This window comes from Variovorax multivorans (assembly GCF_051216835.1).
Taxonomy (GTDB): domain Bacteria; phylum Pseudomonadota; class Gammaproteobacteria; order Burkholderiales; family Burkholderiaceae_C; genus Variovorax.
Genome location: NZ_JBPJZL010000002.1, coordinates 286,095 through 309,568, shown reverse-complemented (window position 1 = coordinate 309,568; position 23,474 = coordinate 286,095). Strand labels below are relative to the sequence as shown.

Sequence of the window (23,474 nt, the reverse complement as noted above, 5' to 3'; positions counted from 1 at the left end):
TTCAGGGGCAGGACCTCTCGGCGTTCAGGCCCGATGACCGCGCCAATGGCTTGCCACTGCCGAAGATCAGCAGACTGACGCCGGCCAGCACCCAGACGCCGACACCCCCGTAGAGCATCACCAGCCCGAAGCTATGCACCAGCGCCGCATGCACGACGGCGCCGGACGGGTCCGCCTGCGACAGCGCCGGAAAGCCTTCGGCAAGCGACGCGAAGTTGCCGGCTGCGATCTTCTCCGCCAGCGCGCGCAATTGCATTGCGTCCAGCGATGCCGACAACGCGCCGCGCAGATGCGCATGAATGCCTTCGAGCAGGATGAAGCCCATCAGCGCGATGTTGATGGCCAGCGTGATCAGCCGCGCGCTCATGTCCATGCCCGAGGCCATGCCCGCGCGCGAACTGGGCACCGAGCCGGTAGTGGTGTTGGTCACTGGCGTGTTGGTCAGGCCCAGCCCGATGCCGGCCAGCAGGCAGCCGGGCAGCATCGTCATCCAGCTGGCGTGGGCCATGCCGCTGCCGTAGCGCATTGCCATGAAGCCGAGCCCGATGACGAACAGGCCCGCCGGAATTACCACGCCTGGTCGGTAGCGCACCGACAGTCGCTCGGCCAGCGGCGGCAGCACGAGCGTGGGCAGCGTGTAGGCCAGCAACGCAGAGCCGACCGTGACCGCGTCGTAGCCCAGCGCGCCCTGGAAGTAGATGGGCAGGTAGATCATGAACGGCCAGAAACTGAAGTTCATGCCGATGGAGCCGATGATCGAACCCGAGAAGTTGCGGATTTTGAAGACCGAGAAGTCGAACATCGGATGCGGGTTGATCTTCTCCACCCATAGGAAGATCACGAAGCTTGCGGCCGAAGCCGCGATCACGCCAATGGCCAGCGGGCTCGCAAAGCCGAGGCCCGGCCCCTGCGTGATGAAGTACGTCAGGCCCAGCACCGCAAGCGACAGCGTGACGATGCCAGGCAGGTCGAGCCTTTGCGCGTCGGGGTCGCTCGACTCTTCCACGCTGCCGAGCACGAGGGCAACGGCCACCGCCGCCAGCGGCACGTGGACCAGGAATACCCATTGCCAGCTCGACAGCGCCACGATCGCCCCGCCGATGATCGGCCCGAACCCCAGGCCCATGCCGAAGACCACGCCCCAGATGGCGAAGGCCCTGCTGCGTTCTTTGCCCTGCTGGAACTGATGCGAGAGCACGGCAAGCTGGCAGATCAGCATCGCGCCGCCGCTCAGGCCTTGGAGGAACCGGCTGGCGATCAGCAACGGCGCGCTTTGCGCCAGCCCGCAGGCCAGCGAGGTGAGGCCGAACAGCACCACGCCGACGACGAGGATGCGCTTGCGGCCGTAGCGGTCGGCCAGCGTGCCCGCGGCCATCAATACGGTGGTGCAGGCGATGGTGTAGGCGTTCATGATCCACTGCATGTCGCTGAAGTCGGCGTGCAATGCCTGTTCGAGCGAGGGAAGAATGACCGGCACGCTGGAGATTTCCAGGCCGAACATCAGGGCAATGAGGCAGATCGCGGCCAGCGCGATCCGGTTCTTGCCGGTATGGGAGAGAGGCATCGGAGGTCTTTCGGGAGTCTTTGGCAAAGAGGTCCGGGCGATTCTGGGGAAGGCCTCTTCATGATGGAAATGATTTAATTTCCTAGAATCCATGACGATTCATCATTGACTGGTTGATTGCCATGGATTTCGACCCCGCGCTGCTGCGAGCCTTCGTGGCCGTCAAGGAAACCGGCGGCTTCACGCGTGCCGCCCAGCGGCTGCACCTTACGCAGTCGGCCATCAGCCACCAGATCCGTCGGCTCGAAGAGCAGGTGGGCCGGCCGCTGCTGCATCGCACGACACGCCGCCTCACGGTGACGGAAGACGGCGAAGACTTCCTTCGCTATGCGCAGCAGATCCTCGACACGCTCGACACGATGACGCGGCGCTTTCAACCCTCGCTGATCTCGGGCGTAGTGCGCTTCGGCGCACCGGACACCTTCATGGGCGACCGGCTGCCGCCGCTGCTCTCGCAGTTTGCGCGCTCGTTTCCCGCCACGCGCATGGAGGTCAGCGTGAGCATGCACCTCGACTTTCGCGCAATGATCAAGGCGGGTGAGCTCGATCTTGCGGTGGTGATGTCGAGGTCCGATTGCGAGGAGGGCACGCGCCTGCGGCGCACGCAGCTGGTGTGGGTGGCGGCAGAGACTTTTGAGCCGCCCGCCGGCGCGTCGCTGCCGCTGGCGTACTTTCCGAAGCCCTGCGTCAACCGTGAACTTGCCGGCGCAGCGCTGGATGCGACGCCGGTCGACTGGCACGTGGTCTTCACTTCCGCGAGCCAGCACGGCATTCGCGCTGCCGTGCTGGCGGGGTTGGCCGTGACGGTGCTCACGCGCGAGGACGTGGAGCCGGGCATGAAGATCGTCGACGGCCGCTACGGACTGCCGCCCTTGCCGAACGTGGATTTTTCGCTGATCTGGAGCGAGGGCGGCAAGACGGAATGCGCCTGCCGGTTCGGCCAGTTGATCCTGGAGATGCCCGAACTGCCGGCGCACGACAAGGCATAAAAAAACGGCGCCACTGGCGCCGTTTTTACTTGGGAGCGTGTATCGCTCAGAGGCTGCGTTGCTGCTCTTGCTCGAACGGCAGCGACATCGAACCGAGGTCGCGGCGGGTTTCGACCAGCACCAGCGGGCCTTCGTCGAGCACGACCACCGGCGGGCGTTCGCGCGGCACGTGCACCGGCTTCGGCTCGGCTGCGATGGCAGCGCGGGCTTGCGCGATGCGCTCGGCATCCGAGTTGACCCACTGCAGGCCCGAGCTCTCGGCAATCTGCGCGAGCTCGTTCAGCGGCAGCTCGAAAGGCTGAACCTTGGGCAGTGCGCGGCCGTTGGCGGCGACGGGCGCCTTGGCGCTTTCGACGACGATCGGCGCAGCTGCTGCCACGACAGCCGGTGCCGGCGCGGGGCGCTCGGTGCGGACCTGCTGCGGCGCTGCCACGGGTTCTCGGACTTCCGGTGCCGCAGCAGCTTCGACTGCTTCGAAGCGTTCCGACGCCAGCGGCAGTTGCTGCTGCGGGGCTTGCTGCTGTGCGTCGCCCGTGGCTTCCGTTGCGGCGCCTTCGGCGGTGGCTTCGGCTTCATCGCGCGGGCCGCGTTCGCGGCGGTCACGGCCGTAGCGGTCACGCGAACGGCCGCGGCGTTCGTCGCCTTCGCGGCGCGGTGCCTGCTCGTTGTTGCCGTTGATGCTGGCTTCGCTGCCTTGATCGACATCGGCTGCTGCGGCTTCGGCGCCGCGTGCATCCGCTTCGGCTTGAGGCGCGTCGTTGCGGCGTTCGCGGCGGCCGTCGTTGCGGTCGCTGCGTTCGCCACGCGGTGCGCGCTGCTCGTCGCGGCCGTTGCGGGGCTGGCGTTGCTCGCCTTGCGCGGCGCCTTCGCCGGCTTCGGCGTTGCGTTCGCGGGCGCCGTTGTTGTCGGCGCCATTGCGCTCGCCACCACGTTCACCGCGCTCGCCACGTTCACGGCGTTCGCCGCGGGCGCGGGGTGCGCGTTCCGCTGCGTTGCCTTCGTCGCCTGCAACGGCGCCGGTCGCCAGTTGCTGGGCTTCGAGGTTGACGTTGCCGTCGAGTGCTTCGGCCGGTGCGTTGTTGCGACCTTCGCGGCCTTCGCCTTCGCGGCGCTCGCCGCGACCGTTGCGGCGTTGTTCGCCGTCGCGCGGTGCGCGCGCTTCACGCGGCTCGCGGGGCTCACGCTGCTCGCGCGGTTCGCGTTGTTCACGCGGCTGGTTGGCGGCGTCGTTGCGCAGTTCGCTGCTGCGGCCTTCACGGCCTTCGCGGCCTTCACGGCGCTCGCCGCCACGGCCGCCACGGCGTTCGCCGTCGCGACCGCCGGAGCGTCCGCCGTTTTCGCCGCGGCCTTCACCACCGCGGCCGCCACGGCGCTGTTCGCCGTCACGTGCGCCGCCGCGTGCTTCGCCATCGCGGCCAGGACGGCCGTCGCGACGGGGCTTCGGTGCCTCGACCGGAATCGCGGACGGCGCAGGCGCCGCAGCGGGGGCCGGCGTGCCGCCGAACAGGTTCTTGATCCAGGCGAAGAAGCCGGTCTGCGCCGGAACCGGCGCGCTCACCACGGGCGGTGCGACCGGTGCGGGTGCTGCGACAGGCGCGCGCACTGCTTCGGGCTTGGGCGGCACCACGGGCGCGGGCGCATCGGGCAGCACGCCCTTGATGACTGGCGTCTGCTTGTTGGTGGGCTCTTGCGAACGGCGCGTGACCGAGGTCGGGTCTTCGATCTCGTCGGCCATCTTGTAGCTGGCTTCGATGTGGTCGAGGCGCGGATCGTCGTGCTTCAGGCGCTCGAGCTTGTAGTTCGGCGTTTCGAGCGTCTTGTTGGGCACCATCAGCACGGTGACGCGCTGCTTGAGTTCGATCTTCGCGATTTCGGGGCGCTTTTCGTTCAGCAGGAACGATGCGACTTCCACGGGCACCTGCACATGCACGGCGGCCGTGTTGTCCTTCATGGACTCTTCCTGAATGATGCGCAGGATCTGCAGCGCGCTCGATTCGGTGTCGCGGATGTGGCCCGAGCCGCCGCAGCGGGGGCAGGGGATCGACGAGCCTTCGGAGAGCGCCGGCTTCAGGCGCTGACGGCTCATTTCCATCAGGCCGAACTTGCTGATCGAGCCGAACTGCACGCGGGCGCGGTCCTGGCGCAGCGCGTCGCGCAGGCGGCTTTCGACTTCGCGGCGGTTCTTCGACTCGTCCATGTCGATGAAGTCGATGACGATCAGGCCGCCCAGGTCGCGCAGGCGCATCTGGCGGGCCACTTCGTCGGCGGCTTCGAGGTTGGTGCGGGTGGCGGTTTCTTCGATGTCGCCGCCCTTGATGGCGCGGGCCGAGTTCACGTCGACCGAGACCAGTGCTTCGGTGTGGTCGATCACGATGGCGCCGCCCGAGGGCAGCTGCACGGTGCGGGCGTAGGCCGACTCGATCTGGTGCTCGATCTGGAAGCGGCTGAACAGGGCGGCGTCGTCGCGGTAGCGCTTCACGCGGGCGGCATGCTCGGGCATGACGTGCGCCATGAATTGCTGCGCCTGGTCGTAGATGTCGTCGGTGTCGATCAGGATGTCGCCGATGTCGTGATTGAAGTAATCACGGATGGCGCGGATGACGAGCGACGATTCCTGGTAGATCAGGAAGGCGCCCTTGCCGCCCTTGGCCGCGCCGTCGATGGCGGTCCAGAGCTTGAGCAGGTAGTTCAGGTCCCACTGGAGTTCGGACGCGATGCGGCCGATGCCGGCGGTGCGCGCGATGATGCTCATGCCCTTCGGGTACTCGAGCTGGTCCATCGCCTCCTTGAGTTCGGCGCGGTCGTCACCTTCGATGCGGCGCGAAACGCCACCACCACGGGGGTTGTTCGGCATCAGCACGACATAGCGGCCGGCCAGCGAGATGAAGGTGGTGAGGGCTGCGCCCTTGTTGCCGCGTTCTTCTTTTTCGACCTGGACGGTGAGTTCCTGGCCTTCGCGGATCGCGTCCTGGATGCGGGCCTGGCTGGCAGACACGCCTTCGGCGAAATATTGCTTGGAGATTTCCTTGAACGGCAGGAAGCCGTGGCGGTCTTCACCGTAGTCGACGAAACAGGCTTCGAGCGAAGGCTCGACGCGCGTCACGACGGCTTTGTAGATGTTGCCCTTGCGCTGTTCGCGCCCTTCGATTTCGATTTCGTAGTCGAGCAGTTTCTGCCCGTCGACGATGGCCAGGCGGCGTTCTTCGGCCTGCGTGGCATTGATCAGCATCCGCTTCATGATGCGTTGTCCTTATATGTATCGTTCTACCGGCCCTTGATGGGCCAACGATGCACGGACGACGCCCGCGAAACCAGGGAATTGCCGCTTGGGCCCCGGATGCTGTTCACTGCCGCGCCAGGCGCGAGCAGGCCTCTCGAGCGTTAGCTCAAGAAGACAGCCGGGGTGGGGGCGCGTGGATGGGCGCGAGCCAGATTCGGTGTTGGCCGGCTATCTTTTTGATAGCTGGTTGCGCAAGAGTGGCGCACGCTGCCAACGATTCAATGCCTGAGGCCACTGGTCGAAACCAGGTCGGCCAGCGCAGGCACATTTGAATCAGCAGCATCAACACAACAAGGGACTCGCTTCGATCCGCCGGCAGCTTGGAAGCTGCAGGCTGGGTATTCCGTATCGGTGTTTCGTGGGTGTCGGCTTGACTTGGGTGCCTGGTCTGCCACTTTGCGCAATTGCGCGGGGTTTGCAGCTCGGCGCCAAAGCGGCATCGACCTCACAGCGCCGTCCTGGGTATTTGATGGCAGTGGACTAAACTTCTGTCTAATCAAGCACTTACATGACCGCGCTGGTGAAAAACATTATAGGTGCGAAGCAAGGCCCCGCGGCTGCTCCAAATCCCGCAGGCCGAAAAGCCCCAGGCGAAGCCGGGGCGCCGCATTCGGCCATCACATTCCTCACGGTCGACGCCGAATCTGCCGGGCAGCGGCTCGACAACTTCCTTTTCCGCCATCTGAAAGGCGTTCCGAAGACGCACGTCTACCGGATCATCCGGTCGGGCGAGGTGCGCATCAACAAGGGCCGGGTGCAGGCCGAAACCCGCATCGAGACGGGCGATGTGCTGCGGCTGCCGCCGATTCGCATCTCGCCGCGCGCGGAAGAGGGCGGCACCCCGCCGGCCCCGGCGCGCGAATTTCCGGTACTGCTCGAAGACGAAGCCGTGCTGGCCATCGACAAGCCGGCCGGCGTGGCTGTCCATGGCGGCAGCGGCGTGAGCTTTGGCGTGATCGAGCAACTGCGCACGGCGCGGCCTGCCGCCAAATTTCTTGAACTGGTGCACCGGCTGGACCGCGAAACCTCCGGCATCCTGCTGGTCGCCAAGAAGCGCAGCGCGCTGGTCGCGCTGCAAGACCAGTTCCGCGAACGAGAAACCGGCAAGACCTACCTGGCGCTGGTCGAAGGCGCCTGGCCGGCCAACAAGAAGGTGCTCGACGCGCCGCTGGCCAAGTATTTGCTGCCCGACGGTTCCGGCGCTGGCGCCGGCGAGCGCCGCGTGCGCGTGGTCGCCAAGGACCATCCGGACGCCATGCGCGCCGTCACGCTGGTGCGGGTGCTGGCTCGGCTTTCGCTGCCTGGCGATGCCGCGTCGCTGTCGTTGCTGGCGGTGACGATCAAGACCGGGCGCACGCATCAGATTCGCGTTCACCTTGCGTCGGCCGGGCATCCGATTGCCGGCGACGACAAGTACGGCGAGTCGGAGCGCCAGCGCGCATTTCAGAAACTCGGCCTTAAGCGCATGTTTCTTCACGCGTGGCGGCTGCAATTCAACCATCCGGCCAGCGGCGACCGCGTGGCGCTGCAGGCCGACCTGCCGCCCGAACTGCACGCGCTGATGCCGCTCGCTGCCCTCGAGGCGCTGGCCCAACACCCCACTCCCACGGCCCATGACTGATTCTTCCAGACCCCTTCGCTTCGACCTGATCGCCTTCGACTGGGACGGCACGCTCTATGACTCCACGCGCCTGATCGTGCGCTGCATCCAGGCCGCGGTGATCGACGTTGGCGGTGCCAAGCCGAGCGAGAACGACGCCGCCTGGGTGATCGGCCTCGGCCTGGCCGAGGCGCTCGCGCGTGCGGCGCCCGACGTGCCGAAAGAAAAGTACCCCGAGCTCGGCGCCCGTTACCGCTACCACTATCTTCAGCACCAGGACGACCTCGTGCTGTTCGATGGCGTGCTGCAGATGCTCGATGCCCTGCGCGCGCGCGGCCACAAACTGGCCGTGGCCACCGGCAAGTCGCGCCGCGGCCTCAATGAGGCGCTCAAGTCGGTCGCGCTGCGCGACCGCTTCGATGCCTCTCGCACTGCCGACGAAACCTTCGGCAAGCCGCATCCGCGCATGTTGCTGGAATTGATGGAAGAACTCGACGTGCCGCCGGAACGCACCCTGATGATCGGCGACACCACGCATGACCTGCAGCTTGCGCAGAACGCCGGCTGCGCCAACGTGGGTGTGAGTTACGGCGCGCATGAACCCGCCAGCTTCGACGAATTCAAGCCGCTGCACATCGCGCATTCGGTAGCCGACCTCGAGGCGTGGCTCCTCGGAAACGCCTGAAAACTCCCGCCATGAGCGACGAAGAACGCATCCCGCTGTGCAATGCCGCCGACCTGACCGAAGGCGGCCTGGCCGTGCCCTTCGACGTGGTCTATGGCGGAGAAACCTGCCGCGCCTTCGCGATACGTTTCGAGGGGCAGCCGCATGCGTTTCTCAACCGTTGCAGCCACGTTGCGATGGAACTCGACTTCCAGCCCGACCGCTTCTTCGACGACACCGGCCAGTGGCTCCTGTGTGCGACGCACGGCGCGGTCTACAAGCCCGACACCGGCGAATGCGCGGGCGGGCCGTGCCGCGGCGGCCTCGTGAAGATCGCCTTGAGCGAGCATGACGGCGTAGTGCACTGGCATACTGGCTGGAACCTTCACCCCCTGACCTTCTGACATGACCGACCCGAACCGAACGGAACCCGCCGGGTTCGAACCATTTGAGCCGGCCCCTCCCACGAACATGGCCAAAGATCCCACGCAGCGCCCCGGTTGGGAGCGCGCCACCCTCGAAAAGCTCGCCTTCGCTTCGTTGAACGAACAGAAGGCCACGCGCCGCTGGAAGACCTTCGTGCGTCTGTCCTGGCTTGCTTTCTTCATCTTCCTGGCGTGGTTCGCGCTCTCGCGCAGCGCGCCGAGCACGGCCAAGACGACGGCGCACACCGCCGTCGTCGAGATCAAGGGCGAAATCGCCAATGGCGGTGATGCGAGCGCGGAGTTCGTTGTGGCCGCGATGAAGACGGCCTTCGAGGATGAAGGCGCCAAGGGCGTGGTCCTGCTGATCAACTCGCCCGGCGGCAGCCCGGTGCAGGCCGGCATCATCAACGACGAAATCAAGCGCCTGAAGGCCAAGTACAAGAAGCCGGTATATGCCGTGGTCGAGGAGACCTGCGCCTCGGCTGCCTACTACATTGCCGCCGCCGCAGACAAGATCTACGTCGACAAGGCCAGCATCGTCGGAAGCATCGGCGTGCTGATGGACGGCTTCGGTTTCACCGGCGTGATGGAGAAAGTCGGCGTCGAGCGCCGCCTGCTGACGGCCGGCGAGAACAAGGGCTTCCTCGATCCGTTCAGCCCGATGAGCGATGCGCAGCGCGCGCACGCGCAGACGATGCTCAACCAGATCCACACGCAGTTCATCAACGTGGTGAAGGCCGGTCGCGGTGATCGCCTGAAGCTCGACACGCCCGGCTTGTTCAGCGGTCTGTTCTGGAGCGGCGAGCAGGCTGTTGAATACGGCCTGGCCGACCAGCTGGGCAACGTCGACTACGTGGCGCGCGAAGTGATCAAGGCCGAAGAAGTGATCGACTACACGCGGCGCGACAACGTGGCCGAGAAGCTGGCCAAGAAGTTTGGCGCGGCGATGGCCGAAACCACCGTGCGCCTGATGCACACCGCGCCGGCCCTGCGCTGATCTCTTATTTGTTTTTGCCGCTGGCGGTGTAGCGCGCAGATGCCGCCAGCGCCGCGGCGAAGACCACGACCACATAGAGCGCGGCGGTCAGCGAGGTCGCCCGCGCCAGCAGCCCGATCACTGCCGGGCCCGCCATGAACCCCAAGTAGGCCAAGGCCGAGACCGACGCAATGCCGCGTGCGGGCTCTATGCCCGGAACTTTCGCCGAGGCGGAGAACAGGATCGGCACCACGTTCGCAAAGCCGACCCCCACGCCCGCGAAGCCGACCAGCGCCAGCCAGGGCAGGTCGGTAATGAGCACCAGCGCCATCGACGCCGCGGCCAGCAGGCCGCTGCCGAGCAGCAGCGTGCTCGGCGAGAAACGGGCGCGCAGCGCGTCGCCGCCGAAGCGCGCCGCGGCCATCGCTGCCGAGAAGCTGGCATAGGCCAGGGCGGCCTGTTGCTGCGGGCTGCCGATTTCCTGCTGCATATAGAGAACGCTCCAGTCGTAGATCGCGCCTTCGGCGATCAGGCCCAGTGCGGCGAGCACGCCCAGTACTGCGAGCGTGCCACGCGGCAGCAGGAAGCCGTGATCGGCCTCGGTGGCGCCGCTGGTGGCGGGGCGGGGCAGCATGCGTGTCGAGGCCAGGGCGACGAGCAGCACCATCGCGGTCGCGACCAGCAGCAGGTGCGCCTGCGCGCCGAGCCCGGCTGCCAGCGCGGCACTGCCGCTCGCGGCGCCGGCCATGCCGCCCAGGCTGAACATGCCGTGCATGCCGCTCATCAGGGGTGTGTCGCTGTGCAGTTCGAGTTGGGCGGCCTCGGTGTTGATCGACACGTCGAACACACTGGTCACGAGGCCGAAAGCCGCCAGCAGAAGCAGCAGCGCGGCATAGCCGGGCATCGCGATCAGGCCGGCCAGAAGCAGCGCATAGATGCAGCCGCAGATGCAGGCCACGCGGCGCGGGCCATGGCGGCCGATCCAGCGGCCTGCACTGGTCAGGCCGAACATCGCGCCGGCACCGGCAGCGAGCATGGCCAGCCCGAGCTGTGCTTCGTCGATGCCGTAGTGCGCCTTGACCGTCGGCACATGCACGCCCCAGGTCGCGAAGATGAAGCCGGCGGCAAAGAACTGCGCGCGCGATGCCCAGCGCGTGGCTGCGGTAACACCCACCATCGTCAGCGGCCGATCGCGAACACAGCGGGCAGGCGTTCGTCTGTCGTGGCTTGGGGCTTGGCGCGCCAGGATTTGACCGTCTCGCTGCGCACGTGGGCCGTGGCGAGCGTCAGGCCGCGCGCCACGGCGAGCCGGGTGTTGTGTTGCAGGGTCTGCACGAGGGCCTGTAGCAGCGCGGCGTTGCGATAAGGCGTCTCGATGAACAGCTGCGTCTGGCCCGACTTGAGCGCGAGCGCTTCGAGCTCGCGGATGCGGGTCTGGCGCTCGCCGGCGTCCTGAGGCAGATAGCCGACGAAGGCGAAGTTCTGGCCATTGAGCCCGCTCGCGGCCAGCGCGAGCAGCAGCGAGACCGGGCCGGTCAGTGGCACCACGGTAAGGCCCAGGTCGTGCGCGGCGCGCGCCACCGAGGAGCCCGGGTCGGCCACCGCTGGCATGCCTGCCTCGCTCAGCAGTCCGATGTCGTGGCCTTCGAGCGCGGCGGCCAGCAGGGGGCGGGCGTCGAACTGGCCTGCGTGATCGCCTTTCTTGTGCACTTCGCGCGGCAGTTCCTGGATGTTCTGCGCCTGCATCGGAGCGGCCAGTGGCGCCACTTCGTCGATGCGTTTCAGGTAGGCGCGCGCGGACTTCGCGTTTTCGCAGATCCAATGGGTGATGCCGGCGGCTGTCTGCAGGGTGCCCAGCGGCAGGGCGTCTTGCAGCGGGGCTTGCACGTCGCAGCCGAAGTCGAGCGGCGCGGGGATGAGGTAGAGCTTGCCTTTTTGTTGTGTCACAGCAGATCGACTCCAGCGGCGCGCAGCATCCGGCAGGTACGGATCAGCGGCAGGCCGACCAGTGCGGTCGGGTCGTCGCTGTCGATGGCGCTCAGCAGCGCGATGCCGAGGCCTTCGCTCTTGGCGCTGCCGGCGCAGTCGTAGGGTTGCTCGGCCTGCAGATAGTGCTCGATGGCGGCGTCGCTGAGGTCGCGGAACACCACGCGCACGGGCGCGATGTCGCGCTGGACGAAGCCGGTGGCCTTGCAGACGACGGCCACGGCCGTCTGGAAGATCAGCGTCTGGCCGCGCATGCGGCGCAGCTGGGCGGTGGCGCGGGCATGGTCGCCGGGCTTGCCCAGCGCCTCGCCGGCCAGGTCGGCCACCTGGTCCGAGCCGATGACGACGGCCTCTGGGAAGCGGGCGGCCACGGCGTTGGCCTTTTCCAGCGCGAGGCGCACGGCCAGGTCGTGCGGCGTTTCGCCGGGCTGGGGCGTTTCGTCGACTTCCGGCGAGTGCACATCGAAGGGCAGGCGCAGGCGGGTAAGCAATTCGCGGCGGTAGCGCGAGGTCGAGGCGAGGATCACAGTGCGTTGCATGGGGACGATTGTGCGTGAGCCGCCCAGAACTCTCAGGTATGCCCCAAGCCGGTGAAATGGCCGGCGCGCTAGACTGGCGCAGATGAAGAGAGAATTTGCCCCCGAACGGCTCAATGTGCCCGGCTTTACCGCCGCTGCCGCCACCCTGGAAGCCGCCGATCCGGTTCCGAAATATGTACGCCTGGTCGCCGAACTGGCGGCTCCGGCGCCTGATGCGGTGGTCCGATGGGAGGCCCACGGGGAAGAGCGCCCCGGTGCGGATGGCAAGGCCGCGCCCTGGCTGCACCTGGAGGCTGAAGCCACCGTGCCATTGGTTTGTCAGCGTTGCCTGTCGCCGGTCGACACGCTGCTTTCCGTGGATCGCTGGTTCCGCTTTGTGGCAGATGAGGCCACTGCCGAGGCGGAAGACGAGGAATCCGAGGAAGACCTGCTCGTCATAAGCCGGGATTTCGACCTGCATGCGCTGATCGAGGACGAACTGCTGATGGAAATCCCTGTCATGCCCGTCCACGATATCTGCCCCACGCCGGTGCAGCTTTCGTCCAGCGACGAGGACTTCAAGGCTGCCGAAGAGGCCAAGCCGAACCCCTTCGCAGTGCTCGGCGCGTTGCGTTCGCGCAAGCCAGAAGAGGGAAAGTAGCCCTTTCCCTCAGGCTGGGCTATAATCATGGGCTTCGCGCGCGCCGCCGTGAGCAGCAGTACAGATAAAGGCATTCCATACATGCCGTTAAATTTTTTGTATTGCCACCGCTTGAGCCCGCATCCAATCACTCACCTAACAGTCCAGGAGCCATCATGGCCGTCCAGCAAAACAAGAAGTCGCCTTCCAAGCGCGGCATGCACCGTTCCCACAATGCGCTGGTCGTGCCCGGCATCGCCGTGGAACCGACCACCGGCGAAACGCACCTGCGCCACCACATCAGCCCGAACGGTTTCTACCGTGGCCGTCAGGTGCTCAAGAACAAGTCCGAAGCCTGATCTCGCATTCCAAGGCCAAGGCCCGAAGCTACTTTTGCTGTAGCGTCGGGCCTTTGTTTTGATGGCTACGCCTTCTTCCCCCGAAATCACCGCTGCGCCCTCTGCAATCACGCTCGCCGTGGATTGCATGGGAGGCGATCATGGGCCGCGCGTCACGCTCGCGGCCTGCCGCGCGTTTCTCGAGCGGCACAGCGAAGCCTCGTTATTGCTGGTCGGCGCGCCGGCCGCACTGGCGGGGTTTGCCGCGCATCCGCGTGCCCGTATCGTCGCTGCAAGCGAAGTGGTGGGCATGGATGACCCGGTTGAAATCGCCCTGCGCAAGAAGAAAGACTCTTCGATGCGCGTCGCGATCCAGCAGGTCAAGGACGGCGCCGCCCAGGCGGCCATCTCTGCCGGCAACACTGGTGCCCTCATGGCGATCGCGCGCTACCTGCTCAAGACGCTTGAAGGCATCGACCGCCCCGCGATCGCGCCGCAGCTTCCCAATGCCAAGGGCGGGGCGACGACCGTGCTCGATTTGGGTGCAAACGTCGACTGCGACGCTGAAGACCTGCTCCAGTTCGCTGTGCTCGGCTCGGCCCTGGTGTCGGCGCTGACCGGCAACGAGGCGCCTTCGGTTGGCCTGCTCAATATTGGCGAAGAAGCCATCAAGGGCAGCGAAACGATCAAAAAAGCGAGCCAACTGCTGCGTACGGCTGCCAACTCCAAGGATCTGAATTTCTACGGAAACGTGGAAGGCAACGATATCTTCAAGGGCACGACCGACATCGTCGTCTGTGACGGCTTCGTCGGAAATGTGGCGTTGAAGGCCAGCGAAGGCGTGGCTTCGATGATCGGCGAATTCATTCGCGTCGAATTTTCCCGGAGCATTTTTACCAAGGTGGCAGCAATTGTTGCTTACCCGGTTCTAAAAGCGTTCAAAAGTCGCCTGGATCACCGTCGGTACAATGGCGCAGCCTTGCTGGGGCTACGCGGCCTGGTTTTCAAGAGCCATGGCTCGGCTGACGAAGTGGCTTTCGGCCATGCGCTGGATCGCGCTTATGATGCCGCTCGCAACAACCTGCTCGATCGCGTGCGGGCCCGCATCGCCCACGCCGCGCCTTTGCTAGCGCGACAGGAACCGGCGGCGCCGGTCGACGCGACGGCCCTTCACGTTTGATGACCCCTTCTTATTCACGCATTACCGGCACCGGCAGCTATCTGCCCCCACGCCGCGTGACCAATGACGATCTCGCCAAGGATCTGGCGACGCGAGGCATCGAAACCTCCGACCAGTGGATCGTCGAGCGCACCGGTATCCACGCGCGGCATTTCGCTGCGCCGGATGTCACGAGCAGCGACCTTGGTCTTGAAGCGGCCCGGCACGCCCTGGAGGCTGCCGGCCGTAAGGCCAGCGACATCGACCTGATCATCGTCGCGACCTCGACGCCCGACATGGTGTTTCCGTCGTCGGCTGCAATTCTCCAGAATAAACTCGGCATTGCCGGCTGTCCGGCGTTCGACGTCCAGGCGGTTTGCAGCGGTTTCGTCTACGCGCTGACCGTCGCCGACGCGATGATCCGCACAGGCACAGCGCGTTGCGCGCTGGTGGTGGGCGCCGAAGTTTTCTCTCGCATCCTCGACTTCAACGACCGCACCACCTGCGTGCTGTTCGGCGACGGCGCGGGCGCGGTGGTGCTCGAAGCCAGCGAAGAGCCGGGCATTCTGGCCAGCGATCTGCATGCGGATGGCAAGCACGTCGGCATTCTTTGCGTGCCAGGTCACGTTTCAGGCGGCAATGTGCTGGGCACGCCGCTGCTGCACATGGACGGCCAAGCTGTCTTCAAGCTCGCGGTTCGCGTGCTCGAAGAGGCGGCGCGCGCCACGCTGGCGAAGGCCGGCAAGGTCGACACCGACATCGACTGGCTCATTCCACATCAGGCCAACATCCGCATCATGGAAGGCACGGCGAAGAAGCTGAAGCTTCCGCGCGAGAAGCTGGTCGTCACGGTGAACGAGCACGGCAACACTTCCGCCGCCTCGATTCCCCTGGCGCTCGACGAGGCCGTGCGCTCCGGCAAGGTGAAGAAAGGCGAAACGCTCATGCTCGAAGGCGTGGGCGGCGGCTTCACCTGGGGCGCGGTGCTATTGAATCTGTAGTGCGTTGCGGCGCCCTGGAAGAGGGTGACTGCAATGCGAGATGGCGCATACAACAATGAAATCCTTTGCTTTTGTCTTTCCGGGTCAGGGCTCGCAGGCGGTCGGCATGCTCGACGCCTGGGGCGATCACCCGGCCGTGGCCGAAACGCTGCGCGAAGCTTCCGAGGCGCTCGGCGAAGACGTCGGCGCGCTGATCAAGAACGGCCCCAAGGAAGAGCTGGCGCTCACCACCAACACTCAGCCTGTGATGCTGGTGGCCGGTGTTGCCGCATGGCGCGCTTGGTTGGCCGAGGGTGGCGCCGCGCCTTCCGTCGTGGCTGGCCATTCGCTCGGCGAGTATTCGGCGCTGGTGGCTTCGGGCGTGCTGACGCTCGCGCAGGCCGCGCCGCTCGTGCGTTTCCGTGCGCAAGCGATGCAACAGGCGGTGCCCGTCGGTGTCGGTGCGATGGCCGCGGTGCTCGGCATGGAGTCGGGCAAGGTGGTTGCAGGCTGTGCGGAAGCCACTGCGAGCTTTGGCGCCGGCAGCGCGGAAATCGTCGAGGCGGTGAATTTCAACGACCCCATGCAGACCGTGATCGCAGGCAGCAAGGCCGCGGTCGACAAGGCCTGCGAGCTGCTCAAGGCCAGCGGCGCCAAGCGCGCGCTGCTGCTGCCGGTCTCGGCGCCGTTCCATTCGAGCCTCATGAAACCTGCCGCGGAAGCGCTGCGCGAGAAGCTGGCTTCCATCACGCTGGCCGCGCCGCAAATTCCGGTGCTGAACAATATCGACGTCGCCATCGAGACCGATGCCGACCGCATCCGCGACGCCCTGGTGCGCCAGGCCGCCGGCCCGGTGCGCTGGGTCGAGAGCGTGCAGGCCTTGAAACTGCGCGGTGTAGCCGCCATCATCGAGTGCGGTCCCGGCAAGGTGCTGGCCGGCATGGTGAAGCGCATCGCCCCCGATCTGGAAGCCGCGTCGGTGTACGACCCGGCCACGCTCGCGGACACCCGACAATCGCTCGCCGGCTGACCGGCGCAAGGCTCCGACACTTTTTCTTATGAGCATTCCCAAATTTGAAGGGCAAGTCGCCCTGGTCACCGGCGCAACGCGCGGCATCGGCGCGGCGATCGCGCTGGAGCTGGCGCAGCGCGGCCTCAAGATCGTGGGCACCGGCACCACCGACGATGGCGCGGCCAAGATCACTTCGGCCCTGAGCGCCTACGGCGGCCGCGGCCGTGCGCTCGACGTGAACGACGGCGCCGCCGTCGAGGCCCTGATCGACGAGATCGTGCAGGCCTACGGCGCCATCCACGTGCTGGTGAACAACGCCGGCATCACGCGCGACACGCTCGCCATGCGCATGAAGGACAGCGACTGGGACGCAGTGCTCGACACCAACCTCAAGGCCGTCTTCTCCCTCTCGCGCGCCGTGATCCGCCCGATGATGAAGCAGCGCTACGGCCGCATCATCAGCATCACCAGCGTGGTCGGCGCTTCCGGCAATGCCGGCCAGGCCAACTACGCCGCTGCCAAGGCGGGCGTTGCGGGCATGACCCGAGCACTGGCCCGCGAACTGGGCAGCCGCAACATTACCGTCAACTGCGTCGCACCCGGTTTCATCGAAACCGACATGACGGCCAGCCTCCCCGAAGCCCAGCAACAGGCGCTGCTCCAGCAGATCCCGTTGGGCCACTTGGGCAAGCCGGCCGACATCGCGCACGCGGTGGCTTACCTCGCATCGCCCCAGGCGTCCTACGTCACGGGGCAAGAGCTGCACGTCAACGGCGGCATGCACATGTAGCCGCAAGGCGCAAGTTTTTCCCGTACCGGACGCGCGGCAAATGCCACAATGCGCCCGGCTAAAATCCACCGATTACCTACAACCCTCAGAGGGAACCAAATGAGCGATATCGAAGCACGTGTCAAGAAAATCATCGCCGAGCAGCTCGGCGTGGAAGAGTCCCAAGTGACGAACGAAAAGGCTTTCGTGGCCGACCTCGGCGCTGACTCGCTCGACACGGTCGAACTCGTGATGGCACTCGAAGACGAATTCGGCATCGAAATTCCCGACGAAGATGCCGAGAAGATCACCACGGTGCAAAACGCCGTCGACTACGCCACCAAGAATCAAAAGGCCTGATTGGCCAGCTGACAACACTGCAACTGCGGCCGGCGGCTTTTCCTTTAAAAACCGCACGCGCCGACAGGCAACTGTTCAGCGCTTCCAGAAAGGTTTGCCGGCATGACCAAACGCCGCGTCGTCGTGACCGGACTCGGTTGCATCGCTCCTGTCGGAAACACCGCAACCGAATCCTGGGCCAACCTGTTGGCCGGGAAGTCGGGTATTGCGAACATCACCGCGTTCGATGCAAGCGCCTTCGCCTGCAAGTTCGCCGGTGAGGTCAAGGGTTTCGACATCACCCAATACATCTCGGAGAAAGAAGCGCGTCACATGGACCGCTTCATTCATCTGGGGCTCGCCGCCGCCATCCAGGCGGTGCAGGACAGCGGACTGCCAACTGGCGAAGCGCTGTCTTATGAAAAGGCCGTGCGCATCGGATGCAACATCGGCTCTGGCATCGGCGGTCTGCCGATGATCGAGGAGACGCACGGCGAACTGATGAGCCGCGGCCCGCGCCGCGTGTCGCCGTTCTTCGTGCCGGCATCGATCATCAACATGATCTCGGGCCACGTCTCGATCAAGTACGGCTTCAAGGGCCCGAACATCGCGGTCGTGACCGCCTGCACCACCGGCCTGCATGCCATCGGCACGTCTGCACGAATGATCGAGTACGGCGATGCCGACGTGATGATCGCGGGCGGCGCGGAGTCGACCATTTCTCCGCTCGGCATCGGCGGCTTCACCGCGCCTCGCGCGCTCAGCACCCGCAACGACGATCCCGCCACGGCCTCGCGTCCGTGGGACAAGGACCGCGACGGCTTCGTGCTGGGCGAGGGGGCCGGCGTGCTGGTGCTCGAAGAGTACGAACATGCCAAGGCACGTGGCGCCAAGATCTACGCGGAAGTCGCGGGCTTTGGCCTGACGGGCGACGCGTATCACATGACCGCGCCCGACGTCGACGGCCCGCGCCGCTCGATGGCCATGGCGCTGGCCAATGCGGGCGTCAACGCCGACCAGGTGCAGTACCTCAACGCGCACGGCACCTCGACACAGATTGGCGACGTCAACGAAACCAATGCGGTCAAGCTGGCATTCGGCGATCACGCGAAGAAGCTCGTCGTCAATTCGACCAAGTCCATGACCGGCCACCTGCTGGGCGGCGCGGGCGGCATCGAATCGGTGTTCACGGTGCTGGCGCTGCACGAGCAGAAGAGCCCGCCGACCATCAACATCTTCAACCAGGATCCGGAGTGCGATCTCGACTACTGCGCCAACGAGGCGCGCGATCTGAAGATCGATGTCGCGGTCAAGAACAACTTCGGCTTCGGCGGCACCAACGGCACGCTGGTGTTCAAGCGCGCTTGAGCACTGCTCTTTCATGCACAGCGCACCGTCGGTGACCTATCCGGTGGGGCGCTCGCGTGGTGCAACCCGGATTCTCGTTGTCCTCTGGGCCCTGGGCGCTTGCTGCGCGGGCGCATCCTGCTATCTCTTCGATAGCGCCGGATGGCGCCAGCTGCTGTTGGTTCTCAGTGTCGTGTTTGCGGGTGTCGCCGCGGGCTTCGGCTTGCGACGCGATGGCGCGGGCGTTCTGCATTTCGACGGCCTCTACTGGTCGTTGACGGGAGGCCATGCCTCTCGGGCCGTGCATGCTGCCAGGGCGTTCGTGGCGCTCGATTTCCAGTCGCTGATGCTGGTACGGCTCAGCGAGCCGGGCCGCGCCCGCCGCTGGGTCTGGATCGAGCAGCGGGCCATGCCTGAGCGCTGGCGCGACGTGCGCCGTGCGGTATATTCGCGCGCCCCGTCCGCAGCACCTGCGGGCGACCCATGGCGCGCGACGGCTCCCGCCGACGCGCCCTGATCCTCCGTCGATGACCACTTCTCCGCCTGTGCCGCCGGATTCCGGCCTGACCGATGCGCCCGCCGTGGCGCGTCCGGGCGAGGTCGATTTCCAACTGGTCCAGCGCACCGTCGCGGGCGACCAGAAGGCGTTCGAACTGCTGGTCATCAAGTACCAACGCCGCATCGAGCGCCTCATCGGGCGGATGGTGCGCGATGTCGACCTGGTCGAGGACATTGCGCAGGAAACCTTCATTCGCGCGTACCGCGCGCTGCACCAGTTCCGCGGTGAGGCGCAGTTCTACACCTGGCTCTACCGGATCGCCGTCAACACCGCCAAGAAGGCGCTGGTGGACATGAAGCGTGATCCGACTGTCTCCGAGGCCGCTCTCAGGCCTTCTTCTGAGGACGACGATGAAACTTACCGTCCCGGAAACGAACCAACCACCGACGAAACCCCCGAATCGGTCATGGCGGCGAATGAAATCGCCAGTGCCGTCGAGGCGGCCATGGAAGCACTCCCTGCCGAGTTGCGCCAGGCGGTCACGCTGCGCGAAATCGAGGGCATGAGTTACGAAGAGATTGCCGAGGTCATGGATTGCCCTATCGGCACGGTGCGTTCGCGTATTTTCCGGGCGCGCGAGGCCATTTCGGCGAGGGTCAAACCGCTGCTGGACAACCAGTCCGGCAAGCGTTGGTAAGTAAGCAGGTGAATGAAATGAATCAGACGATGACGGTTCGGGAACAGGTGTCCGCACTTGCGGATGGTCATTTGCAGGGCGAGGCGTTCGCGCAGGCGATCGAAGCTGTCTGCGCCGAAGGCGAATCGCGCGCGGCTTGGCAGGCCTACCACGTGGTGGGCGATGTGCTGCGTTCGGGCTCTCATTCGCCGTGCAGCGACACCTCGGCATTCCTGGCGCGCTTCCAGCAACGGTTGGCGGCGGAGCCTGTGATGGTCGCCCCCATGCCGGCGCCGGTCGCCGCACCGGTGGCACTGCCCGTGCAGCGCAGGGCGGAAGCGGCCAACGAGCCTGTATTCCGCTGGAAACTGGTGGCCGGTGCCGCGTCGCTGATGGCTGTGGCAGCTATCAGCTGGACCTTGGTCGGCAACGGCACAGCGGTGCCGCAGGGCGGCGCGCAGTTGGCTTCGGTCCAGCAGCAACAGCAGCCGGCGGTCAATTCGGTTTTGGCGGCGGCTGCGGTCAACAGCCCGCAACCCACGAGCAACACGCTGACCCCCACCCGCGTGATCGTGGGCAACGGCAATCCGCAGGTCATGCTGCGCGACCCGCGGCTCGATCAACTGCTTGAAGCGCATCAGCAAGCCGGCGGCGCTTCGCAAATGCCTTCCGGTTTCCTGCGCAATGCCACTTTCGAGGGCCCGACGCGCTGAGCGCGCGCACCCCTAGCTGCCCGTAATGACCGTTCCGATGCCGATCTCCGCACGCGCTTTCGTGCTTGTGTTTGCCGCTTTTTGCCTTGCGCAGACTGCCACCGCGCAGACCCGCTCGGGCGCTGCGAATACAAGGAGCGCGGCAACTGCGCAGACGGACGAGCCGCCGGCAATGAGCGTGACCGAGTGGCTGCAGCGTATGCATGCGGGCGCCCGGCAGCGCAATTACGTGGGCACCTTCGTGGTGTCGGCGCCGGGCGGCGACCTGTCGAGCGCACGCATCTGGCATGTGCGCGACGGCGAGCATCAGATCGAACGCATCGAAGCTCTCTCGGGGCCGCCGCGCTCGACTTTCCGGCGCAACCGCAATGTCATGACCTTCCTGCCGGAGGCGAAGGTGGTGAAGGTCGAGAAGCGCGAGAACCTCGATCTCTTCCCGAACCTGCCGGACAAGCCCGATTCGTCGATCGGTGATTTCTACGACGTGCGCGCGATCGGCAAGGACCGCGTGGCCGGCTTCGACGCCGACGTGGTGCAACTGGTGCCGCACGACGCGCTGCGCTTCGGCTATCGCATCTGGAGCGAGCGCCGCTCGGGCCTGGTGGTGAAGCTGCAGACCATCGATAGCGACTCCCGCGTGGTGGAGCAATCGGCGTTCTCCGAGCTGCAGCTCGACGCGCCGGTGAAGGCGCAGGCGCTCTCGCAGATGATGTCCAACACCTCCGGCTATCGCATCGAGAAACTGGAGCTCGAGCGCAGCAACGCGCAGGACGAAGGTTGGACGCTGCGCACGCCCGTGGCCGGATTTAAGCCCCGAAGCTTCTTCCGTCGCCCGACAGCGGGCGGTGATGGCGACAGCAGCGGCAAGTCGAAGCAGGACGCGGCCACGGTCCAGTGGACCTTCTCCGATGGCCTTGCCTCGGTGTCGCTTTTCATCGAGCGCTACGACGCTGCGCGCGCGCCCCGCGACGGTGTGCTGACCATCGGAGCGACCAACGCCATTCGCCGGCGCCTGCCCGAGCCGGCCAGCGACTGGTGGCTGACCGCAGTCGGCGAGGTGCCGCAGCAGACGCTCAATGCATTCGCCCAAAGCCTCGCGCGCACGCGCTGACAGGCTAAATAAGCGCGAATTGCGCTGAACCAAGCACACAGCGCAAACTCATAGCACTTGTTTTCAGCCGCTCTGTTCTTTTGAAAGAAAACCGATGATCTTCAAAGTCGAGGGACACAAGTTTCGTTCCGGTCTGCTGGCTTGCGCGCTTGCACTGACAGCAGGCGCCACATTCCTTCCGGTCGAGCCGGTCCACGCGCAAACGCGCACGCTGCCCGATTTCACCGATCTGGTCGACCAGGTCGGCCCTTCCGTCGTCAACATCCGCACCGTCGAGAAGGTCGCCCAGCGCGGCGGCAACGGTGAGATGGACGAGGAGATGCAGGAGTTCTTCCGCCGTTTCTTCGGCCAGCCTTTGCCTGGCCAACCGCGTCAGGGCCCGACCCCGAAGCGCCCGCAGCAGCCGCAGGAAGAAGAGCGTCCGCGTGGCGTCGGATCCGGCTTCATCCTGACGGCCGACGGCTACGTGATGACCAATGCGCACGTGGTCGAAGACGCCTCTGAAGTGCTGGTCACGCTGCCGGACAAGCGCGAGTTCAAGGCCAAGATCGTCGGCGCGGACAAGCGCACCGACGTCGCGGTCGTCAAGATCGAAGCCACCGGCTTGCCAGCGGTGAAGGTTGGCGACATTTCCAAGCTGCGCGTCGGCGAATGGGTGATGGCCATCGGCTCGCCATTCGGCCTCGAGAACACCGTTACTGCCGGCATCGTGAGCGCCAAGCAGCGCGACACGGGCGAATACCTGCCGTTCATCCAGACCGACGTGGCCATCAATCCCGGCAACTCGGGCGGCCCGCTGATCAACATGCGCGGTGAAGTGGTCGGCATCAACAGCCAGATCTACTCGCGCTCGGGCGGCTTCATGGGCATCTCGTTCTCGATTCCGATCGACGAGGCGATTCGCGTGAGCGATCAGTTGCGCACCTCGGGCCGCGTCTCGCGCGGCCGCATTGGCGTGCAGATCGACCAGGTCACCAAGGACGTGGCCGAGGCCATCGGCCTGGGCAAGGCACAGGGCGCGCTGGTGCGCGGTGTCGAAGCCGGCTCGCCGGGCGAAAAGGCTGGTGTCGAGCCGGGCGACGTCATCACCAAGTTCGACGGCAAGCCGATCGAGAAGCCGAGCGACCTGCCGCGCCTGGTGGGCAACACCAAGCCGGGCACCAAGAGCACGCTCACCGTGTTCCGCCGCGGCGCTTCGCGCGACCTCAGCGTGACCATTGCCGAGATCGAGCCAGACAAGCCAGGCAAGCGCGCGGGCGACCGCGACGAACCGGCGCCGAAGCCGCCGGCATCCGCCGCCGCCAAGTCGCTCGGTCTGGCTGTGAGCGATCTCACCGACGCGCAGAAGAAAGAGCTCAAGCTGAAGGGCGGCGTGAAGGTCGATGCCGCCAATGACGCCGCAGCCCGTGCAGGCCTGCGCGAGGGCGACATCATCCTGTCGGTGGGCAATGTCGAGGTGTCGAACGCGCGTGAATTCGAGTCCGCCATCGGCAAGGCCGACAAGAGCAAGGCGCTCAGCGTGCTGTTCCGTCGTGGCGATTGGGCGCAGTACGCCCTGATTCGTCCCGCACGCTGATCTGGCGCTGGCGTCAAGTGGCCCCACCCGGCAGTCGGGTTTGGGGCCGTTTTTTTGAGGTGTTTACGACGTTCAGGCGCCGGCCCCTAAAAAAATCTGAGGGCTCGGAAATGCCGATATTTGTTTGTGTTCACTAACTTTTAAACAGGCTAAGGACGGATTTCGGTAGAATAGGGTGCTCTCGGCGGTCGGTCGGCGCATAAGGAGTGCCCTGACCTTCACCATGCGAGATGTCAGACAGCAGTCCACCGGTGCTCCACAGATCGCCCACAAGTTGTTCAGTGACTGCTCCACCGATCCTGTTGATAACCTG

At 65.7% G+C, this 23,474-nt stretch carries 23 protein-coding genes; 18 read left to right on the top strand and 5 right to left on the bottom strand.

Annotation, left to right across the window (positions count from 1 at the left end; genetic code table 11):
- Nucleotide 1: 1 nt before the first annotated feature.
- Entirely contained in the window at nt 2-1,564 is a 1,563-nt protein-coding gene (locus ACSFCA_RS05045; protein WP_435458828.1) for an MFS transporter, read from the bottom strand.
- A gap of 122 nt (nt 1,565-1,686) precedes the next feature.
- On the opposite strand from ACSFCA_RS05045, the gene ACSFCA_RS05040 reads away from it, so the two are divergent.
- Nucleotides 1,687-2,553: a LysR family transcriptional regulator gene (locus tag ACSFCA_RS05040; protein WP_435458827.1), complete on the top strand. Its 867-nt coding sequence runs from the start codon at nt 1,687-1,689 to the stop codon at nt 2,551-2,553.
- A 46-nt stretch (nt 2,554-2,599) separates the two neighbouring features.
- On the opposite strand, the gene ACSFCA_RS05035 is transcribed toward ACSFCA_RS05040, so the two are convergent.
- Nucleotides 2,600-5,791 carry an Rne/Rng family ribonuclease gene (locus tag ACSFCA_RS05035; protein ID WP_435458826.1) on the bottom strand — a complete coding sequence of 1,064 codons (3,192 nt, stop codon included), beginning with the start codon at nt 5,789-5,791 and terminating at the stop codon, nt 2,600-2,602.
- A 562-nt stretch (nt 5,792-6,353) separates the two neighbouring features.
- Between ACSFCA_RS05035 and ACSFCA_RS05030 the strand changes: the two genes are divergently transcribed.
- The 4 genes from ACSFCA_RS05030 to ACSFCA_RS05015 are packed head-to-tail and all read left to right on the top strand — an operon-like array spanning nt 6,354 to nt 9,519.
- On the top strand, nt 6,354-7,454 hold the full coding sequence (locus ACSFCA_RS05030) for an RluA family pseudouridine synthase (RefSeq protein WP_435458825.1): 1,101 nt from the start codon (nt 6,354-6,356) through the stop codon (nt 7,452-7,454).
- The gene (locus ACSFCA_RS05025) at nt 7,447-8,118 is read left to right on the top strand and encodes an HAD family hydrolase (RefSeq protein ID WP_093049389.1); all 672 of its coding nucleotides are present in this window, start codon (nt 7,447-7,449) and stop codon (nt 8,116-8,118) included. The genes ACSFCA_RS05030 and ACSFCA_RS05025 overlap by 8 nt, the downstream gene beginning before the upstream one ends.
- An 11-nt stretch (nt 8,119-8,129) precedes the next feature.
- Entirely contained in the window at nt 8,130-8,501 is a 372-nt protein-coding gene (locus tag ACSFCA_RS05020; protein ID WP_258350720.1) for a Rieske (2Fe-2S) protein, read from the top strand.
- A 1-nt stretch (nt 8,502) separates the two neighbouring features.
- Complete coding sequence (locus tag ACSFCA_RS05015) at nt 8,503-9,519, top strand: S49 family peptidase (protein WP_435458824.1); 1,017 nt, start codon at nt 8,503-8,505, stop codon at nt 9,517-9,519.
- Between the two features lie 4 nt (nt 9,520-9,523).
- On the opposite strand, the gene ACSFCA_RS05010 is transcribed toward ACSFCA_RS05015, so the two are convergent.
- The 3 genes from ACSFCA_RS05010 to ACSFCA_RS05000 are packed head-to-tail and all read right to left on the bottom strand — an operon-like array spanning nt 9,524 to nt 12,023.
- The gene (locus tag ACSFCA_RS05010; RefSeq protein WP_435458823.1) at nt 9,524-10,675 is read right to left on the bottom strand and encodes an MFS transporter; all 1,152 of its coding nucleotides are present in this window, start codon (nt 10,673-10,675) and stop codon (nt 9,524-9,526) included.
- A 2-nt stretch (nt 10,676-10,677) separates the two neighbouring features.
- Nucleotides 10,678-11,445 (bottom strand): SAM-dependent methyltransferase, encoded by a 768-nt coding sequence (locus tag ACSFCA_RS05005; RefSeq protein ID WP_435458822.1) that lies wholly within the window; start codon nt 11,443-11,445, stop codon nt 10,678-10,680.
- Nucleotides 11,442-12,023 carry a Maf family nucleotide pyrophosphatase gene (locus ACSFCA_RS05000; RefSeq protein ID WP_435458821.1) on the bottom strand — a complete coding sequence of 194 codons (582 nt, stop codon included), beginning with the start codon at nt 12,021-12,023 and terminating at the stop codon, nt 11,442-11,444. Before ACSFCA_RS05000 ends, ACSFCA_RS05005 begins: the two co-directional genes overlap by 4 nt.
- 82 nt (nt 12,024-12,105) lie before the next feature.
- Between ACSFCA_RS05000 and ACSFCA_RS04995 the strand changes: the two genes are divergently transcribed.
- From ACSFCA_RS04995 to ACSFCA_RS04935, 13 genes are all read left to right on the top strand, one after another.
- The gene (locus ACSFCA_RS04995; RefSeq protein ID WP_435458820.1) at nt 12,106-12,663 is read left to right on the top strand and encodes a YceD family protein; all 558 of its coding nucleotides are present in this window, start codon (nt 12,106-12,108) and stop codon (nt 12,661-12,663) included.
- 155 nt (nt 12,664-12,818) lie between these two features.
- Nucleotides 12,819-13,001, top strand: coding sequence for a 50S ribosomal protein L32 (gene rpmF / locus ACSFCA_RS04990; RefSeq protein WP_007830466.1), 183 nt, complete (start codon nt 12,819-12,821; stop codon nt 12,999-13,001).
- Nucleotides 13,002-13,062: 61 nt separating this feature from the next.
- Entirely contained in the window at nt 13,063-14,160 is a 1,098-nt protein-coding gene (gene plsX / locus ACSFCA_RS04985; protein WP_093049410.1) for a phosphate acyltransferase PlsX, read from the top strand.
- Nucleotides 14,160-15,140: a beta-ketoacyl-ACP synthase III gene (locus ACSFCA_RS04980; protein ID WP_258350713.1), complete on the top strand. Its 981-nt coding sequence runs from the start codon at nt 14,160-14,162 to the stop codon at nt 15,138-15,140. Before plsX ends, ACSFCA_RS04980 begins: the two co-directional genes overlap by 1 nt.
- Nucleotides 15,141-15,195: 55 nt before the next feature.
- Nucleotides 15,196-16,149 carry an ACP S-malonyltransferase gene (gene fabD, locus ACSFCA_RS04975; RefSeq protein WP_258350712.1) on the top strand — a complete coding sequence of 318 codons (954 nt, stop codon included), beginning with the start codon at nt 15,196-15,198 and terminating at the stop codon, nt 16,147-16,149.
- A 28-nt stretch (nt 16,150-16,177) separates the two neighbouring features.
- The gene (gene fabG / locus ACSFCA_RS04970; RefSeq protein ID WP_435458819.1) at nt 16,178-16,921 is read left to right on the top strand and encodes a 3-oxoacyl-ACP reductase FabG; all 744 of its coding nucleotides are present in this window, start codon (nt 16,178-16,180) and stop codon (nt 16,919-16,921) included.
- A gap of 99 nt (nt 16,922-17,020) precedes the next feature.
- Nucleotides 17,021-17,260, top strand: coding sequence for an acyl carrier protein (gene acpP, locus ACSFCA_RS04965; RefSeq protein ID WP_007830471.1), 240 nt, complete (start codon nt 17,021-17,023; stop codon nt 17,258-17,260).
- Between the two features lie 102 nt (nt 17,261-17,362).
- Entirely contained in the window at nt 17,363-18,607 is a 1,245-nt protein-coding gene (gene fabF / locus ACSFCA_RS04960; RefSeq protein ID WP_093049422.1) for a beta-ketoacyl-ACP synthase II, read from the top strand.
- A gap of 13 nt (nt 18,608-18,620) precedes the next feature.
- The gene (locus ACSFCA_RS04955) at nt 18,621-19,103 is read left to right on the top strand and encodes a hypothetical protein (protein ID WP_435458818.1); all 483 of its coding nucleotides are present in this window, start codon (nt 18,621-18,623) and stop codon (nt 19,101-19,103) included.
- A 10-nt stretch (nt 19,104-19,113) separates the two neighbouring features.
- Complete coding sequence (gene rpoE / locus ACSFCA_RS04950; RefSeq protein WP_435458817.1) at nt 19,114-19,782, top strand: RNA polymerase sigma factor RpoE; 669 nt, start codon at nt 19,114-19,116, stop codon at nt 19,780-19,782.
- Between the two features lie 17 nt (nt 19,783-19,799).
- The gene (locus ACSFCA_RS04945; protein WP_435458816.1) at nt 19,800-20,474 is read left to right on the top strand and encodes a sigma-E factor negative regulatory protein; all 675 of its coding nucleotides are present in this window, start codon (nt 19,800-19,802) and stop codon (nt 20,472-20,474) included.
- A 25-nt stretch (nt 20,475-20,499) separates the two neighbouring features.
- Nucleotides 20,500-21,585, top strand: coding sequence for a MucB/RseB C-terminal domain-containing protein (locus ACSFCA_RS04940; RefSeq protein ID WP_435458815.1), 1,086 nt, complete (start codon nt 20,500-20,502; stop codon nt 21,583-21,585).
- 94 nt (nt 21,586-21,679) lie between these two features.
- On the top strand, nt 21,680-23,161 hold the full coding sequence (locus ACSFCA_RS04935; RefSeq protein WP_435458814.1) for a DegQ family serine endoprotease: 1,482 nt from the start codon (nt 21,680-21,682) through the stop codon (nt 23,159-23,161).
- Nucleotides 23,162-23,474: the final 313 nt, after the last annotated feature.